General features: G+C 60.4%; 19 protein-coding genes. 11 read left to right on the top strand and 8 right to left on the bottom strand.

Annotated elements, in window-relative coordinates; genetic code table 11:
* Positions 1–149: 149 nt before the first annotated feature.
* Both UIA24_RS12750 and UIA24_RS12745 read right to left on the bottom strand, forming a co-directional pair.
* Complete coding sequence (locus UIA24_RS12750) at positions 150–1,049, bottom strand: alpha/beta fold hydrolase (protein ID WP_330522997.1); 900 nt, start codon at positions 1,047–1,049, stop codon at positions 150–152.
* Between the two features lie 204 nt (positions 1,050–1,253).
* Positions 1,254–1,709, bottom strand: a complete 456-nt coding sequence (locus UIA24_RS12745) for a flavodoxin (RefSeq protein ID WP_099775761.1) — start codon at positions 1,707–1,709, stop codon at positions 1,254–1,256.
* A 146-nt stretch (positions 1,710–1,855) separates the two neighbouring features.
* Between UIA24_RS12745 and UIA24_RS12740 the strand changes: the two genes are divergently transcribed.
* Both UIA24_RS12740 and UIA24_RS12735 read left to right on the top strand, forming a co-directional pair.
* Complete coding sequence (locus UIA24_RS12740) at positions 1,856–2,314, top strand: PAS domain S-box protein (protein WP_065758799.1); 459 nt, start codon at positions 1,856–1,858, stop codon at positions 2,312–2,314.
* Between the two features lie 69 nt (positions 2,315–2,383).
* On the top strand, positions 2,384–2,992 hold the full coding sequence (locus UIA24_RS12735; RefSeq protein WP_330522996.1) for a hypothetical protein: 609 nt from the start codon (positions 2,384–2,386) through the stop codon (positions 2,990–2,992).
* 11 nt (positions 2,993–3,003) lie between these two features.
* Here the strand turns inward: UIA24_RS12735 and UIA24_RS12730 are convergent, their stop codons facing one another.
* Positions 3,004–3,954: a MerR family transcriptional regulator gene (locus tag UIA24_RS12730; protein WP_330522995.1), complete on the bottom strand. Its 951-nt coding sequence runs from the start codon at positions 3,952–3,954 to the stop codon at positions 3,004–3,006.
* 218 nt (positions 3,955–4,172) lie between these two features.
* On the opposite strand from UIA24_RS12730, the gene UIA24_RS12725 reads away from it, so the two are divergent.
* From UIA24_RS12725 to UIA24_RS12710, 4 genes are all read left to right on the top strand, one after another.
* Positions 4,173–4,748 carry an antibiotic biosynthesis monooxygenase gene (locus UIA24_RS12725; protein WP_330522994.1) on the top strand — a complete coding sequence of 192 codons (576 nt, stop codon included), beginning with the start codon at positions 4,173–4,175 and terminating at the stop codon, positions 4,746–4,748.
* Between the two features lie 87 nt (positions 4,749–4,835).
* A complete protein-coding gene (gene folM, locus UIA24_RS12720) occupies positions 4,836–5,531 on the top strand; it encodes a dihydromonapterin reductase (protein WP_099775765.1) in 696 nt (231 codons plus the stop codon).
* Between the two features lie 36 nt (positions 5,532–5,567).
* On the top strand, positions 5,568–5,864 hold the full coding sequence (locus UIA24_RS12715; protein ID WP_099775766.1) for a DUF1244 domain-containing protein: 297 nt from the start codon (positions 5,568–5,570) through the stop codon (positions 5,862–5,864).
* Entirely contained in the window at positions 5,857–6,198 is a 342-nt protein-coding gene (locus UIA24_RS12710; RefSeq protein WP_102052769.1) for a HopJ type III effector protein, read from the top strand. Before UIA24_RS12715 ends, UIA24_RS12710 begins: the two co-directional genes overlap by 8 nt.
* Positions 6,199–7,069: 871 nt before the next feature.
* Here UIA24_RS12710 and UIA24_RS12705 read toward each other — a convergent pair.
* The 3 genes from UIA24_RS12705 to UIA24_RS12695 all read right to left on the bottom strand — a co-directional run bounded on the left by UIA24_RS12705 (position 7,070) and on the right by UIA24_RS12695 (position 8,999).
* Complete coding sequence (locus UIA24_RS12705; protein ID WP_330522993.1) at positions 7,070–8,014, bottom strand: alpha/beta hydrolase family protein; 945 nt, start codon at positions 8,012–8,014, stop codon at positions 7,070–7,072.
* 38 nt (positions 8,015–8,052) lie between these two features.
* Positions 8,053–8,340, bottom strand: coding sequence for a DUF3077 domain-containing protein (locus UIA24_RS12700; protein ID WP_065758807.1), 288 nt, complete (start codon positions 8,338–8,340; stop codon positions 8,053–8,055).
* Between the two features lie 320 nt (positions 8,341–8,660).
* The gene (locus UIA24_RS12695) at positions 8,661–8,999 is read right to left on the bottom strand and encodes a hypothetical protein (RefSeq protein WP_065758808.1); all 339 of its coding nucleotides are present in this window, start codon (positions 8,997–8,999) and stop codon (positions 8,661–8,663) included.
* Positions 9,000–9,209: 210 nt separating this feature from the next.
* On the opposite strand from UIA24_RS12695, the gene UIA24_RS12690 reads away from it, so the two are divergent.
* Positions 9,210–10,805: a sensor domain-containing diguanylate cyclase gene (locus tag UIA24_RS12690; protein ID WP_330522992.1), complete on the top strand. Its 1,596-nt coding sequence runs from the start codon at positions 9,210–9,212 to the stop codon at positions 10,803–10,805.
* Here the strand turns inward: UIA24_RS12690 and chrA are convergent.
* The gene (gene chrA / locus UIA24_RS12685) at positions 10,788–12,080 is read right to left on the bottom strand and encodes a chromate efflux transporter (protein ID WP_330523042.1); all 1,293 of its coding nucleotides are present in this window, start codon (positions 12,078–12,080) and stop codon (positions 10,788–10,790) included. The two genes, UIA24_RS12690 and chrA, sit on opposite strands and share 18 nt — an antisense overlap.
* Positions 12,081–12,259: 179 nt before the next feature.
* Between chrA and UIA24_RS12680 the strand changes: the two genes are divergently transcribed.
* Entirely contained in the window at positions 12,260–13,300 is a 1,041-nt protein-coding gene (locus UIA24_RS12680) for a DMT family transporter (protein WP_330522991.1), read from the top strand.
* A 39-nt stretch (positions 13,301–13,339) separates the two neighbouring features.
* Here the strand turns inward: UIA24_RS12680 and UIA24_RS12675 are convergent, their stop codons facing one another.
* Entirely contained in the window at positions 13,340–14,266 is a 927-nt protein-coding gene (locus UIA24_RS12675; RefSeq protein ID WP_330522990.1) for a LysR substrate-binding domain-containing protein, read from the bottom strand.
* A gap of 195 nt (positions 14,267–14,461) precedes the next feature.
* Between UIA24_RS12675 and UIA24_RS12670 the strand changes: the two genes are divergently transcribed.
* From UIA24_RS12670 to ttdB, 3 genes are all read left to right on the top strand, one after another.
* On the top strand, positions 14,462–15,802 hold the full coding sequence (locus UIA24_RS12670; protein WP_330522989.1) for a dicarboxylate/amino acid:cation symporter: 1,341 nt from the start codon (positions 14,462–14,464) through the stop codon (positions 15,800–15,802).
* Between the two features lie 63 nt (positions 15,803–15,865).
* On the top strand, positions 15,866–16,765 hold the full coding sequence (gene ttdA, locus UIA24_RS12665; RefSeq protein WP_330522988.1) for a L(+)-tartrate dehydratase subunit alpha: 900 nt from the start codon (positions 15,866–15,868) through the stop codon (positions 16,763–16,765).
* Positions 16,762–17,370: a L(+)-tartrate dehydratase subunit beta gene (gene ttdB, locus UIA24_RS12660; RefSeq protein ID WP_330522987.1), complete on the top strand. Its 609-nt coding sequence runs from the start codon at positions 16,762–16,764 to the stop codon at positions 17,368–17,370. The genes ttdA and ttdB overlap by 4 nt, the downstream gene beginning before the upstream one ends.
* The last annotated feature ends 55 nt before the right edge of the window (positions 17,371–17,425 follow it).

Here is a 17,425-nt window from a genome sequence, read left to right as displayed (position 1 = left end):
CTTTGCAGCGGCCTTTTTTATTCTGTACCGCTGCGGGCTTCAGTGGCCGCGTCATCGCAGTGAAGCGATGAGCGATCGGTGCCAGAATCAAATCATTTGTGGCAGCGTCACCGGGCCCACACCAACAGGAACATCCTCAACATTCAGGATCAGGCCTGTTTCAGTGGCCGCCCCAGCCGGGAGTAAGCGCGGAACGCCAGGTAGTGATACAGCACCTGGACCGGTGATTCAGTGTGTGGGTAATGGCCAATTCCCGGCAGCAGCACCGTATCGGGCTCCGGCACCAACTGCCGGTAACGCTCAACCACATGGCCGCCACAGACTGGGTCCACCAGGCCATTGATAAACCGTAGCGGCACATCGCCCACCAGCAACGCCCCGACCCAGCGCTCGCGGTAGGTCATGCACTCCAACGGGTAAGTACTGAGCTTGTGCAATACCCGCATGCCACGGTTGGCAACCATCAGGCTCCAGCAGTCATCCAGCGCACTTTCACTGGGACGGGTACGAGGCCCGTAGATCTTGCTGACGCAATTGACCAGATCATCACGCCGGAAAGAGCGTGCCACCAACCAGCCAAGCCGACTGAGCAGCAGCTTATGAATCAGCAGAGGCCGATGGCACTCGGGGAACAGCGCTGCATTGAGGAACACGCAACTGGCGATCTGCGCCCGCCCTTCATGGTGACGCGCCACCAGCTCCTGAGCGACCGTAGCCCCATAATCATGCCCCAACAGATGCACAGGCTCAGTGACCTGCAGGTGCTCAAGCAACGCCTGCTGGATATCCGCCTGCTCCAGCAGGCTGTAGCTGTAGTGCAGGGGCTTTGAGGAATCGCCAAAACCGAGCATGTCACAGGCAATCACCTGATAGCGCTGTGCCAGAGGCTGCCAGAGATAGTGCCAATCCCAACTGGCGGTTGGAAAGCCATGGAGCAACAGCAGTGGTTCGCCATGGCCGGCGGTCCAGTAACGGAGGGTTTGGCCCCGGAACGAAAAATGATGCCCCCGGGTGCGCCAGACACTTAACGGTATCTCGGCAAGAGGCATCTGCGCAGTCCCCGTGGCGTGGTCGAAGTCCTGTTGAGCAAGGCATTGGCGGTATTCATTGCAATCACCTCGGCACGTTCATGTGCGCTGCTGGCAAACAGTCTAGCCAGCTTTGATCAACCCGAGAGTTGCATTGCCAGCCAGCCTATTGACCGTGTGAGTCATTGCGCAAAAATGTCAGGACAAGGCGACCAACAGCACCGCTCAGCCGCGCAGGGCAGCAGCAAACCCGGCCAACCAGGGTTCGGCATCGGTCTCCGGGGTAACGGTCTCACTAGCATCCAGGCGCAGCATCGGCTGCACTTCCTTCAGGCCCATCTCGGCAAACAATTCGCGCAATTGTTCACCGCCAGCACAGAAGGTATCGCCGTAGCTCGAATCGCCCAGACCGATCACGGCACCTGGCAATCCACGCCAAATTGCCGGCAAGGCATCGCGGATTTCACAGAACAGCGGCATCAGGTTGTCTGGCAATTCGCCCATGCCGGTGGTCGACGTCACGGCCAGAAAAGCCTCTGGGGCAAAACCTTGCAGGTCTTGAAGGGTCGCCCGGCCAGCATGCCAAGCCTCAAAACCAGCGGCTTTGAGCAACGACTCGGCGTGGCGAGCAACTTCGTCGGCAGTACCATAGACCGAACCGGAAAGGATGGCGACTTTCATAGTAGATTCCGAAACTGAGTAAAAACGTAGGATACTAACACCGCAGGCTGGCAAATGGCCCCACGCCAAAGGTGTAGGGCTACGCGCAATCTTCTAGAATCAGCCATCCTGTCAGGTCGTTCTTCCCATTTTGCAGGCCCTTGTCCATGATCAACGCCAAACTGCTGCAACGCATGATTGACGCCTCCACAGACGGCATTGTGGTCGCGGAACAGGAAGGCGACGACACCATCCTGATCTACGTAAACGCCGCCTTCGAGCGTATCACCGGCTATACCGCCAACGATGTGCTCTACCGCGACTGCCGTTTCCTGCAACAGAACGAGCGCGACCAACCGGCACGCGCACGTATCCGCCAAGCCATCAAGGAAGGCCGCCCCTGCCGAGAAATCCTGCACAACTTCCGCAAGGATGGCACCGCCTTCTGGAACGAACTGTCGATCACGCCCGTCTACAATGAAGCCGATCAGCTGAAGTACTTCATTGGCATTCAGAACGATGTCAGCCGCCAGGTGGAAGCCGAACAGCGTGCGGCACAGCTGGAGCAGCAACTGGCCGAAGCCTTGGCCCGCATCAAGGTACTGGAAAGCGACCAACGGTCGTAAACAAAGCGGGCAGATTGTTGTCCATCAATTTACCGCCTCGTAGACCGATCAAGATTTCCGGGTTTGACCATGCAAACAGACGCCCTACTCACCCAGGATGAGCTGGACTTCATTCAGAACATGCAACATTCGCCGCAGTTCGATGTGGCGGATGCGACCGCCAGCCTGCTGCTCAATAGCGACAGCCAACTCAAGAACCTGCTGACCCGCCTGATCGCCCACGAACAGGTCACCCTGCAGGCGCAGTTCGAAAACCACCAGATGAGTTTTCCCCTGCAACTGGTCGAAGACGAGTTCCACGCCACGCACCTGCAAGTGGGCGCGCCGAGCATCTACGAGGACGGGCCGATGGTACGCCCCTGGCGCCTGACCCTGGACACGCCGGTTGCGCTGGAAGACGACATGGGCCTGAGCACGGATCTATGGGTACGGGAGATATCGTTCAAAGGGGTACTGCTTGAAGTGCGCCAGCCAGAGCCACCTGCGCGATTCTCGCTGTGGTTCAACCCCGGGAGCGCAGAGGCACCCATTGCACTTGAGGGCACCCTGCAACGGCGTGCGGCTGACGGCCTTGCAGCCTATCGCCTGAGCCAGCGCCATTCTGCCGAGACCGAGCGCCTGCGCGAGTACATTCTGCAACAACACCGCCGCGCGCATCCGGATGTGCACGCGGCCTGAAGGCCGCACCTTCAGGTATCGAGGTGACCCGCCAGATACTGCTGCAGCCGCCTGCGCATCAACCGCCCTTCACTGCCCAGACACGCCACCTGCGAGCCGATCAACAGGTCTTGGGCGAGGTCTGCGGCTTCGCCGGCGAACAACAGCGGGCACTCCAGGCCCAATGCCAGGCGCGCCAGACGCTTGGGCAGATCAGGGGCCGGTGGATGATTGGAAAACAACACCAGGGCATGAGGCTTGATGCGCTCGCACACCAGGCTCAACTCCTCCAGCGGTTGCCCCAGCGACAGCACGCTCACGGCGACCTCGCTGCTGCCTAGCAACAACGCGGCCACCAACAGCTCCAGCTCACGGCATTGCCCGGGGATTGCCGCCAGCACGACATGGAGCTCTTGCTGCTCACGCGCCAACTGCAAACGTTGCAAGGCGCGGGCCCGCAGGAAACCGTCGAGGAACAACCACTCGCTAAGCTGGCCAAACACCTCCTGGGCCGTGCGCAGTTCCTGCCACACGGGCATCAGAATGTCCTGGAACACCACCACCAGCGGATAACTGGCAAACACCTGCCCATACACTTGCTCAAGCTGGCGCTCATCGAACGAGCGGACCGCTTGGCGCAACTGAACCTGCCACTGCGCCCAATCGCTCTGCACGCCTTGTGGTGGTGCCTGCAGCGTCTGCGCCTTGATGACCTGGCTCTTGGCAAGCAGGCTACCGACCTTGCTCACCGCCACACCGCGTTCGATCCAGCCGAGGATATTACGGACCTCATCAATATCGGCCTGGGAATACAGCCGATGCCCACTTTCGGTGCGTGTTGGCTGGATCAACCCATAACGGCGCTCCCAGGCACGCAACGTCACCGGGTTGATACCGGTTAATCGGGACACCTCACGGATAGGAAACAGCTCCTCGTGATCGAGGGCAGTGGAGCTCAGGGAGGGATGAGCGGATTCAGTCATCGCCGGGACAGCCGCATGTTCAGAAGGTGGAGGCCATTCTACTCCGCTAATGCCGCCAAGGCACAAGACCGATCTGAACCCGCCCGGCGTAGATCAGCACTGACGCGCCAGCCCATTTACGGAATAATCCTTGCTTGTGTTCAAACGCTGCCCACCACCCCGGGCAGCGTTCCATGGGCGCGGCTACCCGCCGCCTCCCTATTGCCAGGAGATACACGATGTCTACCCCACCCGTGACCTTGATGGTGGCGCGCCGCGTTGCCAATGGCCGCTACCAGGACCTGATCGCCTGGTTACGTGAAGGCGAACAACTGGCCACCGACTTTCCCGGTTATCTGGGTTCGGGCGTGCTGGCCCCGCCGCCGCAAGACAATGAATTCCAGATCATCTTTCGCTTTGCCGACGAAAAAACCCTGCATGCCTGGGAGCACTCGGCCTCACGCACGGCATGGCTCGCCCGCGGCAACGGCCTGTTTCAACAACCGTCGGAACACCGTGTCAGTGGTATCGACGGCTGGTTTGGCAGCAATGCCGCACAGCGCCCACCTCGCTGGAAACAAGCCGTGGCGATCTGGCTGGCGTTCTTCCCGGTATCGCTGGCCTTCAACCTGCTGTTCGGCCACTGGCTCGCCGAGCTGAGCCTGCTGCCGCGCGTGCTGCTCAGCACCCTGGCCCTGACGCCGATGATGGTCTACGTCTTCATCCCACTGTCGACCCGTTGCCTGGCCGGTTGGCTCAACGCCAGCAGCACACACCCCGCCGCGCCCACGGCACCCACACTGGAAAGCCGCTAGCCGGCTCAGGGCGCGTGCAACACTGCGCAGTTCGGGTATGCTGGGCACTAACCCTGCGAACACGTAAGAAAAGTTGACCGCCCTTACATGAACAGCCCAATTCTAGTCACCGGAGCCAGCCAACGTGTTGGCCTGGCACTGGCTCTGAGGCTTGCGCAAGCCGGCCATACCGTCGTCAGCGCCAGCCGTAGCAAGAGCCCAGAGGCCGCGCACCCGAACATCATCCAGTTCCAGGCCGACCTGTGCGACGAGCAAGATCGCCTGGCGCTGATCCAGTTCCTGCAAGACAACTTCGACGGCTTGCGCGCTATCATCCACAACGCCTCGCTGTGGCTGGACGACAGCCTGGCCAACCTCAATACCATGTTCAAGTTGCATGTAGAGGCGCCCTACCACCTCAACCTGGCCCTGGGCGAACACCTGCTGAAGCTGGACAAGTCAGACATCATCCATATCTGCGATGAAACCTCCTCGCGCGGCAGCAAAAGCCATATTGGCTATGCCGCAACCAAGGCGGCGCTGCAGAACATGGTGCTGTCCTTTGCAGAAAAGTACGCACCGCGCGTACGCGTCAACGCGATCCTTCCGGGCTTGCTGATCCTCAAGGAAAACAGCGACGAAGAGTACCGCCAGCAAACCCTGAAAAAGGCCCTGCTGGAGTTCGAGCCCGGGGCTCAACCGTTGATCGACGCGGTGCTCTTCCTGCTGGAGAGCCAGTACAGCACGGGCAGCAGCGTGGTGATCAACGGTGGTCGCCACCTGAAAAAAGCCGTATCGCGGTAAACTGACCCACTGCGCCACACCTTCACGAGACTAGCCATGACGCCTCAAGAGCAACTCGAACTCGAAGCGGCGGCCTTTCGCCGCTTGGTCGAACACCTGCGCAAGCGTACCGACGTGCAGAACATCGACCTGATGAACCTCTCCGGCTTCTGCCGTAACTGCCTGTCCAAGTGGTACAAGGCTGCTGCCGACGAGCGCCAGATCGACCTCAGCCTGGATGACGCCCGCGAAGTGGTGTACGGCATGCCTTATGCCGAGTGGAAAAGCCAATACCAGAAAGAAGCCAGCCCAGAACAACAGGCGGCGTTTGCCAAAGGAAAACCCCATGACTGACCTGACCACCCTGCGCGCCAGCCTCAACAGCGGCGAACACGTCTTTGCCGACACCCTGGCGTTCATCGCGGCGGGCTACGACTACCAGCCACAGGCGTTCAACAATGGCGGCGTCGAAAACGCAGCCGGGCAGAACGAAGGCTCGTGCAAAACCCTGGGCCTGGCCCTGCTGGAAGGCCTGAGCGACCAGGAAGCGCTGCTGGCGTTCGGCGAACACTACCGCAGCGTAGTGGCTACACCACAAGGCACCGACCACGCCAACATTCGTGCCCTGATCGAGCATGGCCTGGCGGGCGTGAAATTCAGCGCACAGCCGCTGAAGCGCAAAGCCTGACCCAAACGGCATCGCCCACAGGGATCTGTGCAGAACACTGCATTCTCTGTGGGATGCAGGCTTGCCTGCGATGGCGTCAGCGGGGTGCCAGTGGCTGCGCGGCGTCTGCATCGCGGGCAAGCCCGGCTCCTACAATCCCTGTTGGAGCTGGCTTGCCTGCGATGACGTCAGCGGGGTGCCAGTGGCTGAGCGGCGTCTGCATCGCGGGCAAGCCCGGCTCCTACAATCCCTGTTGGAGCTGGCTTGCCTGCGATGGCGTCAGCGGGGTACCAGTGGCTGAGCGGCGCCTGCATCGCGGGCAAGCCCGGCTCCTACAATCCCTGTTGGAGCTGGCTTGCCTGCGATGGCCCCGGCGCGGTGCCAGTGGATACGAGGCGCCTGCGTCGCGGGCAAGCCAGGCTCCTACAATCCCTGTTGGAGCAGGCTTGCCTGCGATGGCGTCAGCGGGGTGCCAGTGGCTGAGCGGCGTCTGCATCGCGGGCAAGCCCGGCTCCTACAATCCCTGTTGGAGCTGGCTTGCCTGCGATGGCGTCAGCGGGGTGCCAGTGAGTTCGCGGCGTCTGCATCGCGGGCAAGCCCGGCTCCTACAATCCCTGTTGGAGCTGGCTTGCCTGCGATGGCGTCAGCGGGGTGCCAGTGGATACGAGGCGCCTGCATCGCGGGCAAGCCCGGCTCCTACAATCCCTGTTGGAGCTGGCTTGCCTGCGATGGCCCCGGCGCGGTGCCAGTGGATACGAGGCGCCTGCATCGCGGGCAAGCCCGGCTCCTACAATCCCTGTTGGAGCTGGCTTGCCTGCGATGGCGTCAGCGGGGGGCCAGTGGCTGAGCGGCGCCTGCATCGCGGGCAAGCCCGGCTCCTACAGGCTGCACGTCAGGCGTAGGGCGGGATCACCCGCCCCGGTGCGCACGCGGTCAGTTCGCCACGCTTCAACCACCCCAACGCAATCGGCCATAAACGCCCTTCGTAGCGGCTACGAAAAAACGCAAAATGCCCCACCTGCGCCTCGTCGATATCTTCAGGGGCAATACGCAGGTGCACCCGTGGGCTGGCCTTGAAATACGCCAGCAATCGCTCAATCGCCGGTACGGTACCAAACGGATCATCGCTCAGGCTGATGGCCAGGGTTTTCGCCGTCACCCGGGCAAAGTGCAACTCGGCCAACGCCTGACCACTGGGCCGCGTTTCATAGCGCGCACTGGATCGGCTCCAGTCACGCACCACGCCAGCCGGTGTGTCTTCCAGCCAGCCCAGCCGCTTGCCCGGAAAATAGCCACACAACCGTGTCAGCAACGGCATCAACACATGCCATTTGCACACCAGTTGCCAACGGCTGGCCGCCGCGTAATCACGCCAGTAGGCAAATTGCGCCCCCACCGTGACCAAATGCCGAATCACCGCCGACGAAGGCGCCAGCCCCGCGGCACACCCACCAAAACTGTGGCCGATGACATCAATGGGCTGACCGGGAAACACACGCATCGCCCGCTGCAGCATCGCCTCGAAATCCAGTACGCCCCAGTCGGACCAGGACGCCTGAAACCCGCGCATCGACGCCGGCCGCGACTCACCGATGCCCCGGTAGTCGTAGACGATCACATCGAAGCCATTGGCAAACAGGTACTCGGCGAAACGGAAGTAGAACCGGCAGCGTACCGAGGTCGCGGCGTTGATGATGACCACCGCCCGCGCGGAATCGGCCTTGCCATGACGCCAGGTAAAACCGCCGAGGCTGAAACCATCGGCGGCCTGCTCACGAAAAGCCTCGCCTGAGGCACCGGCAACCGGCGCCGGGTGCTGCTGAAGGATGATCGACATGCGCCCCCCTTTTTATAGTGGGGTCAACGCTAGCACCTTTACGGCGGGTTGAGTGTCCCGATCAGGGCATCCACCACGGCTTTGGCGCTGTCGAGGCTATGGTGCACCAGCCAGGCGCTGTCTCCGGCCAGCACCTGCTCACCCATGGCAGCGGCATACACCGCCGCTCGCGCGGGGGCCAGCAAATCGGAAATGCTGCTCAGCGCATCGGCTATCGGTACACCGTCAACCACGCAGAACAGCGCGCGCTGCTGGTGTGCATCGCCCGTGCAATGGAACACCACACCTTGTGCGGTCGTAATCGGAGGGGAATCGGAGGTGTGCATAGAAACTCCTTGATTAGAGGAGCCGTCACCGCTTGCGGCCAAGCAAGTGAATGGTGGCGACTGTACGCAGGTTGGCCGACCGGGAATCAAGGCACCCGGCACACCCGAAGGTGTCCCGCGCACAGCCGCCATAGCACGACATGCAAGCGCCAAAAAGCGCCTGCATTCGGATGGTGGGCGCTTGTGCGCCTTGATTGATTCGACCGGCCAAGGTCGGTCACGGAATTGACCGTGACCGCGCAACCATACCGGCGGCCCCCGGTGCACGCAACAGCAAAGCGTGGCTCTGTGCGTGAAAGCGCTTCACCTGCGCGCGGGCACTAGTTGTGGTAGGTCATCCACCAGGTTTCGCGGCACGTCGAATTGAAGGTCATGTGTGCGGGTGCAACCGTAAACTGGTCGACCGGGCACTCCAGCACTTCATAGATGATCCAGCACTCGGGGCAGGTGTCCGCACTGACCGGCAAGCGGTCTTGTTCAAGGGTGCGCCGAATGACCACACCGTTGGTAAACGTCGCGGTCAGGGTGTCTTCCCTGACCTCAAGCCCTTCATCCACGGTGCTGTTTGAGCTGACGGTATAGTCGCGAACACACACCGTACTTTCTGCGCCATGCAGCGCGCGAACATACAGTGCCAAGTGCTGCGTTGCCTCTTTCATGCGATATGCCACCTGGGTAATGCAGGGAATATTGACCCGCACCGCACCTGTTAACAGGCGCGGGCGCTGCCCAGAATGAGCGCGCACAGTGCATGGGTACAAGCACAGATTGCAAAAATGCTCAGCCAACTTAGACAAAAAGCCACGGCCAAGCGAGGGTGAAATGCCGTATGATAATGCCGCCCAAATGCAAATATCGGTTCGTTTTAGATGAGTGGCAAGTCGCTTTTCAAGATTGACCTTCGTGGTTTAATACTGCTTCTCGCGATTGCGACTGCACTTATTACGCTAGGCAACGCGCTCTATTCAAGTTATCGCGTTCAGCGCCAGCAGTTGATCGACAACACACTCGAATCAAACCGTATTTATGCGGCGAAACTGGCTGCCAGTACCGATCAGTTTCTGCATTCGGCCCAACAACAACTCGCCTACAGTGCGCGCATGATGAGCAAGCCGGACGGGCTTGGCCAAGCACTAGACGAAGTTGAACGCCTGAAATCCCAGACCGACAGTTTCAACTCGGTAACCGTTGCCGATGCCACGGGAAAAGTTGTAGCCATATCACCTGAAACGATTCAGATCGTGGGAAGTACACTTACTTCGGTGAATGCTCAGCGCGCACTGACTGAACAGAAGCCCTTTATCAGCCAACCCTTCGTCTCGTTCGCCGGCAACTTGGTGGTGTTCATTTCCCATCCGATTTTTTCCGACCAAGGCGTCTACCTCGGGTTTATCGGCGGCACTATTTACCTCAAGCAAAAGAGCATGCTGCACAGCCTGCTGGGCAGCCACTTCTACACCGACAGCTCCTACATTTACGTCGTCGATGAAAACCGCAAGCTGCTCTACCACCCCGACCCCAATCGGATCGGCGAGGCCGTCGGCCCCAACACGGTGATTGATGCCGTGATTCGTGGCGAAAGCGGAAAAAGCCAGGTCATCAACACCGCCGATGTCGAGATGCTGGCCGGCTACGCGCCCATTACCTCGGCGCATTGGGGCATCGTTTCTCAGCAGCCGATCGAGACATCGCTGCTGGCGTTGAACACGCTGATGATCAACATGCTCAAGGGCATTCTGCCGGTTGGCCTGCTGGGAATGCTTGCCATCTGGTGGCTGGCACGGCTGATCTCGACGCCGCTGGGGCAACTGGCCGACTGCGCCAAGAACATGGACAGCCCGGAAGCGCAGGGCAAGATCCGCGCGGTAAAATCCTGGTACTTCGAGTCAACCCAGATCAAGCGCGCCTTGCTGTTAGGCATCTCCTTGCTGCAAAGCAAGATCGGCAAGTTGAACAAGGACGCACAAACCGACCCGCTGACGGGCCTGCTCAACCGGCGGGCCATGGCCCAAGTACTGGAAACCTACCGCAGCGAGCAGACAGCCTTCTCCGTCGTGGTGCTCGACATCGATCACTTCAAGCGGGTCAACGACACCTATGGCCATGACACCGGCGACAAGGTCCTGGTGCAGCTCTCGAAAATCATGCAGAAGTATTCGCGCGAAGCGGACAGCGTATGCCGCGTGGGTGGCGAAGAGTTTTTGATCCTGCTGCCTGGCACCTCACTTGAAGCCGCCGGCAACTTTGCCGAGCGCCTGCGCGTGGCCGTTGAACAAGCGCCCATGGCGCTTGTTGGGCGCATCACGATTTCCCTGGGGGTCGCCCACTGGCCGGACGACGCCAAAGAGCTCTCCGAAACCCTGAAGCTAGCGGACGACCGGATGTACCAGGCCAAGCAGTTGGGCCGCAACCGCGTGGTCGCGAGTGCCGTTGAGGGCACCGTTCAGTCATGCGTGCCGCAGTAACTGCACGACCACCCCGGCCAGCCCACACGCCATCAGAACCGGGATCACGCCGCGCTTGAAGCGGAACAGCGCAATCGCGGCCGACACGGCGATCAACGCCGATACCCCATCGAACGCACCGCTGAAGCCTTTGGGCCAGAGCACGTGATAACCGAAGAACAGCGCCAGGTTGAGGATCACCCCGACGACAGCCGCGGTGATGGCGGTTAACGGTGCGGTGAACTTCAGCACGTTGTGCGTCGACTCCACCAGCGGGCCACCCGCCAGAATGAACAGAAACGACGGCAGGAAGGTGAACCAGGTGACTAGGCACGCGGCAACCGCGCCGGCCAGGAACAGGTGCTCGCCGCCCAGCGCCTGCTGCAGGTAAGCACCCACAAAGGCGACAAAAGCCACCACCATGATCAACGGCCCGGGGGTGGTCTCACCCAGCGCCAGGCCATCGATCATCTGCGTTGGGCTCAACCAGCCATAGTGGCCGACCGCGCCTTGATAAACGTAGGGCAGCACCGCGTAGGCACCACCAAAGGTCAGCAGTGCAGCCTTGGTGAAAAACCAGCCCATCTGGGTCAAGGTACCGCCCCAGCCAAACAGCGCCGTCAACACCCCCATTGGCAATACCCAGAGCACCGCGCCAACAACCAACAGTTGCGCCAGACGCGACCAGCGGAAACGTGCATGTGCGGGTGTAGGGGTTTCATCGTCGATCAGCGCGGGGCCATAGGCGGCCCGGCTTGCAGCATGCCCACCGCTGTTACTGAACCTGGCCGGCGCAAAACGACCGCCCAGGTAACCCAACACAGCGGCGCCCAGCACAATCAACGGGAACGGCACATTGAGGGCGAAGATCGCGACAAAGGACGCCGCAGCAATCGACCACAGCCAGCTATTTTTCAGTGCCCGTGAGCCAATACGGTGAGCCGCCTGGATCACGATGGCGGTCACGGCAGGCTTGATCCCATAGAACAACCCGGCCACCACCGGCACGTCACCAAAGGCGATGTAGACCCAGGACAGGCCAATCAAGATAAACAGCGATGGCAGCACGAACAGTACACCGGCAATCACCCCGCCCCAGGTTCTGTGCATCAGCCAGCCGATGTAGGTGGCCAGTTGCTGAGCTTCGGGGCCGGGCAGCAACATGCAGTAGTTCAGGGCATGCAGGAACCGACGCTCGGAAATCCAGCGCCGCTGCTCGACCAACTCCTGGTGCATGATTGCGATCTGCCCGGCTGGGCCGCCGAAGCTGATAAAACCCATCTTGAGCCAAAACATAAAGGCGTGCCAAAAACTCACCGGCGGCGGTGGTACGGCTAGGGTGTCGGCAGCCTTCGGGGCGATGTGCGTCATATTGAGGATCCCTGATTGCCCGTATTAAGGCCCGGTAAAGGTATTCATTCGGGTGAGGCCGTATGATGAACGCTTGAACCGCTCAAGTGGAAGGCTCCCCCCGAATGAACGTGAGTGTTTTGTACGCGCTGGCCGCAGCTGCCCTGTTTGGCGCCAGCACACCACTGGCCAAGTTTCTGGGCGTGGGCCTTTCTCCTGTGCTGTTGGCCGGGCTGTTGTACCTGGGTAGCGGCCTGGGCCTGACCCTTGTGCGGTGCATTCGAGACCGAGGCTGGCACAGCAGCGGCCTGACAGCCCCTGAATGGCCATGGCTGCTCGCCGCCATCGCATTCGGCGGCGTGCTTGGGCCGATTGCGCTGATGTTCGGCCTGACACGTACCTCAGGGGCGACCGCCTCCCTGATGCTCAATCTGGAGTCGGTACTGACCGCCCTGCTGGCCTGGGTCGTGTTCAAGGAGAACGCTGATCGTCGAATCGTGCTCGGCATGATCGTCATCGTTCTGGGGGGCTGTGTACTCTCCTGGCCTCAGGAAAGCACATCGGCCCATGACTGGACCGGCCCGCTGGCCGTGGCGTTTGCCTGCCTGTGCTGGGCCATTGATAACAACCTGACGCGCAAAGTCTCAGCGTCCGATGCCGTGTTCATCGCAGGCCTCAAAGGCTTGAGCGCGGGTGTGGTGAACTGCGCGCTGGCATTGGCTATCGGCGCCCAACTGCCGGCAATCAGCACACTGCTGCCTACCTTGCTGGTGGGCTTTCTTGGCTATGGCGTCAGCCTGGTGTTGTTCGTACTGGCCCTGCGTGGGCTCGGCAGCGCACGTACCGGCGCCTACTTCTCAACGGCGCCCTTTCTGGGCGCGGCCCTCTCGATCCTGATGCTTGGGGAGTCGGTGTCATGGCTGTTCTGGATCGCCGCCGCGCTGATGGCGCTGGGTGTCTGGATACACCTGACCGAGAACCATGCACACGAGCATCAACATGAACCGCTGGTGCACAGCCATCGACATACCCATGACGAGCATCACCAACATGAACACGACTTCGATTGGGATGGCACTGAACCCCACAACCACCTGCACCACCACGCACCGATCCGACACAGCCACCCGCACTTTCCCGATATCCATCACCGGCACAAGCATTGAGGGTGTGCCTGGTTGTTGATGGGTTCGCCCAGGGTGCACTCACTGCCACGCCGACAGGCTATCGCCCGGCCCGTCAGCGTTACGCCGAAAAAAGTCGCGCAGGTGTTCGATGAAGAAGGACACCTTCGCGGACAGATTGAGGCGCTCAAGATAGACCGCATAAATGTCCGCAGGCGGTGTTTCGTAGTCTCCCAGCACCTCCACCAACCGGCCAGCACGCAGGTGATTGGCAAGGTTCCATTCGGCGCGCATCAGGATGCCATGGCCATCCAGAGCCCAATTCAGCGCCACCTCACCGTCATTGGTACTGAGGCTGCCACGCACCTTGACCGACTCGGTTTGCTTGCCCCGGCTCAGCCGCCAGATGCCGAAAGCCGCATCATTCTGGCGTAGCACGATGCAGTTGTGCTGCATCAGGTCCTTTGGCATTTCAGGGCATCCGAACGCCTCCAGATAAGCCGGAGCAGCGCATAAGCGGCGGCGGTTCGAGGCGATCTTGCGGGCAATCAAGCGGGAGTCGGGCAGCTCGCCGAAGCGAATGGCAACGTCAATGGCGTCATCCGGCAGGTTGATCGGTCGGTCGCTCAAGTGCAATTGCACCTCGACTTCCGGGTAGCGCCTGAGGAACGACGAGATCGCCGGGCCAACATGGGTGCGGCCAAACCCCAGCGGGGCATTAACGCGCAGCAGTCCCTTGGGCTCGGCCCGGCTACTCGACACTTGACGCTCCATTTCCTCGATTTCACCGAGGATCCGCTGGGCATTGATCAGGTAAAGCTCGCCCTCGGCGGTGAGGCTGATGCTACGCGTGGTGCGATTGAGCAGGCGCACACCGAGCCGCTGCTCCAGGTGCGCCAACCGCTTTGAGACTGCGGGCGGTGTCAGATTGAGCTCGCGGGCGGTGGCCGCAAGGCTACCCATCTTGATCAGTTGGGCGAAAAAGGCCAGCTCCGACACCTGATTCATAATTAACTCTAAGGAAACAATGAAGTGAATTTCATTGTATTACGCCATTTTAGAAAAACCATTACCTTTTACTCCCGTGATTAACCACAAACCTATTGGGCTGTTCATCTGCCACAGCACGGCTTTGCCTGCATTCGTCAGATAGCCCAACCGCCAGTAAGTAATCCGACTCATAACAATAATGCGGAGAAGGCTATGGCCAAGCGATTCATAGGAAAGCTGTATGTCCAGGTCCTGATTGGCGTGACCATCGGCATCGCGCTCGGTGTGTTCTGGCCGCACGTCGGCGTCGATCTGAAACCAGTGGGCGATGCCTTCATCAAACTGATCAAGATGGTCTTCGCGCCCATCATTTTCGCCACCGTGGTGCTCGGCATCGCCAAGATGGAGAACATGAAGGAGCTCGGCCGGGTCGGCATAAGAGCGCTGATCTATTTTGAGGTTCTCTCCACCTTCGCCCTGGTGCTGGGCCTGGTTGTGGTCAACGTTGTACAACCCGGCCAAGGCATGAACGTCGACCCCGCCACCCTCGACACTCAGAGCATTTCCAGTTACACGGCCGCCGCAGCCAGCGGTTCCGGCAGTTTCACTGACTTCCTGCTGCACGTGATTCCTGCGAGCGTCACCGACGCCTTCGCAAAAAACGAGATTCTGCAGATCCTGCTGTTCTCGACCCTGTTCGGTATTGCGCTTTCCCATCTGGGGCCACGCGGTAAACCACTGGTCGATGTGCTGGAAGCCTTCTCGCACGGCATGTTCCACATCGTCGGCATGGTCATGCGTGTGGCCCCGCTGGCCGCCTGCGGTGCAATGGCGTTCACCGTCGGCAAGTACGGGCTGGGCTCGATCGTTTCCTTGGGCAAGCTAATGGCGACCATGTACGTGACCTGCTTTCTGTTCGTGGGCATCGTCCTCGGTTTCATCGCCCGCCTGTCCGGTTTCAGCCTGTGGAAGTTCCTCAAGTACATCAAGGATGAGCTGTTCACGGTACTGGGCACCAGTTCGTCAGAGTCCGTGGTGCCACAACTGATGAACAAGCTGGAAAATGTCGGCGTCTCCAAGCCGGTGGTGGGCCTGGTGATCCCCTCTGGGCTGACCTTCAACCCCGACGGCCAGTGCATTTACTACACCATGGCGGCCATCTTCATCGCTCAGGCCACCAACACGCCGCTGACCCTGACCGACCAATTGATCGTACTCGGCGTGTTGCTGCTCACCTCGAAAGGCTCTGCCGGCGTTACCGGCTCCGGCTTCATCACGCTGGCCGCCACCTTGGCCACCATGGACAACATTCCGGTTGCCGGCATGGTGCTGCTACTCGGCGTAGACCGTTTCATGTCCGAGGCCCGCGCCATCACCAACACCATCGGCAACGCGGTCGGCACCATGGCGATCGCCAAGTGGGTTGGCTCGCTCGACAAATCCCGAATGGAGCAGGTGCTGAACGGCAACGCACTGCCGGAACAGAGCCAGGCGCTGAAGTCATCGCCGCTAAACCAAACCGAAAAACCGACAACGACAGCCAGCGGCGCCTGACCCAGAGCACACGCCAGCAACGCCCCAGCAAACCCGCCTTGTGATGCAGTAAGGAGAATGAAAGTGGACAAAGAATCAGCCGTTCAATCACTCACCGACGTGATGGCCAAGTTCACCGCTTATATCGGTAAACGCCTTCCTACCGACGTAAAGAAAAAAACCGCCCAGTTGCGCGCGGCAGAAACCAATCCTCTGGCTATCGCGGTCTACGACTCTATGGCAGAGAACCAGGAGTTCGCCGACAAGCTGGATCGCCCGAGCTGCCAGGATACCGGGGTGATTCAGTACTTCATCTCGGCGGGTGCCAGGTTCCCGCTGCTGGGAGAACTGGAAAGCATCCTGGAAAACGCGACGCTGGAAGCAACCATCAAAGGCCCACTGCGCCACAACGCCGTGGAAACCTTTGTCGAGAAAAACACCGGGACCAACACCGGTTCCAAGATCCCTTGGCTGGACTGGGAAATCATTCCCGACGCCGACTACGCACTGATCGACGTCTACATGGCCGGGGGTGGGTGCACCCTGCCGGGATCGGCAAAGGTATTGATGCCAGGACAGGGCTATGAGGGCGTGACCGAGTTTGTCTTCGACGTCATCACCTCTCGCGGCGTGAACGCTTGCCCGCCACTGCTGGTTGGCGTGGGCGTCTCTACCTCGGTGGAAACGGCAGCGCGCCTGTCCAAACGGGCAATTCTGCGCCCGGTGGACTCTAGCCACCCCAACGAAAACGCCGCACTGATGGAAAAGCTACTCGAGGAGGGCTTGAACGAGATCGGCATTGGCCCGCAAGGCTTGACCGGGAACAGCAGCGTGATGGGCGTAAACATTGAGTCTTCGGCACGACACCCGTCGACCATTGGTGTCGCTGTATCCACAGGCTGCTGGGCGCACCGCCGCGGCAAGATCCGCATCAACGCCGACCTGTCCTACGACATTCTCTCCCACGAAGGAGTAGTACTGTGATTAAAGTTCTGACCACCCCGATCAAGGATGAAGACCTCGCAACCCTTAACGTCGGCGACGTTGTTTATCTTACCGGTCAGTTGGTGACATGCCGCGATGTAGCCCACCGCCGGCTGATTGAGCTCAAGCGCGAACTGCCAGTGGATTTACGCGGCGGAGCGATCTTTCACGCCGGGCCCATTGTGCGGAAAAAAGATGATGGCAGCTTCGAGATGGTGTCGATCGGGCCGACCACCAGCATGCGGATGGAAAAGTTCGAGAAGCAGTTCATCGAGGAAACCGGTGTGAAGCTGATCATTGGCAAAGGCGGCATGGGCCCGGAAACCACCGCCGGCTGCCTGGAAAACAAGGCCGTGCATGCCGTGTTTCCCGGTGGCTGCGCAGTACTTGCCGCCACCAAGGTAGAGGAAATCGAGCGCGCCGAGTGGCAAGACCTTGGCATGCCGGAAACCCTGTGGGTAAACCGGGTGCGCGAGTTCGGCCCACTGATCATCTCGATCGATACCAAGGGCAACAACCTGTTCGAGCAGAACAAGGTGCGCTTCAACGAGCGCAAAGGATCGGTCATCGAGAAGATCAACAGCCAGGTCCGCTTTATCAAGTGACCCGGCCGGGCGGCCACGGCAGGAAAACCGTGATCGCCCCTTCACACATCGGCGC

Source organism: Pseudomonas sp. AL 58, from assembly GCF_036348395.1.
Taxonomy (GTDB): domain Bacteria; phylum Pseudomonadota; class Gammaproteobacteria; order Pseudomonadales; family Pseudomonadaceae; genus Aquipseudomonas; species Aquipseudomonas defluvii.
Note: the sequence above shows the minus strand (reverse complement) of the source record. Positions and strands in the feature narration are given on the sequence as shown.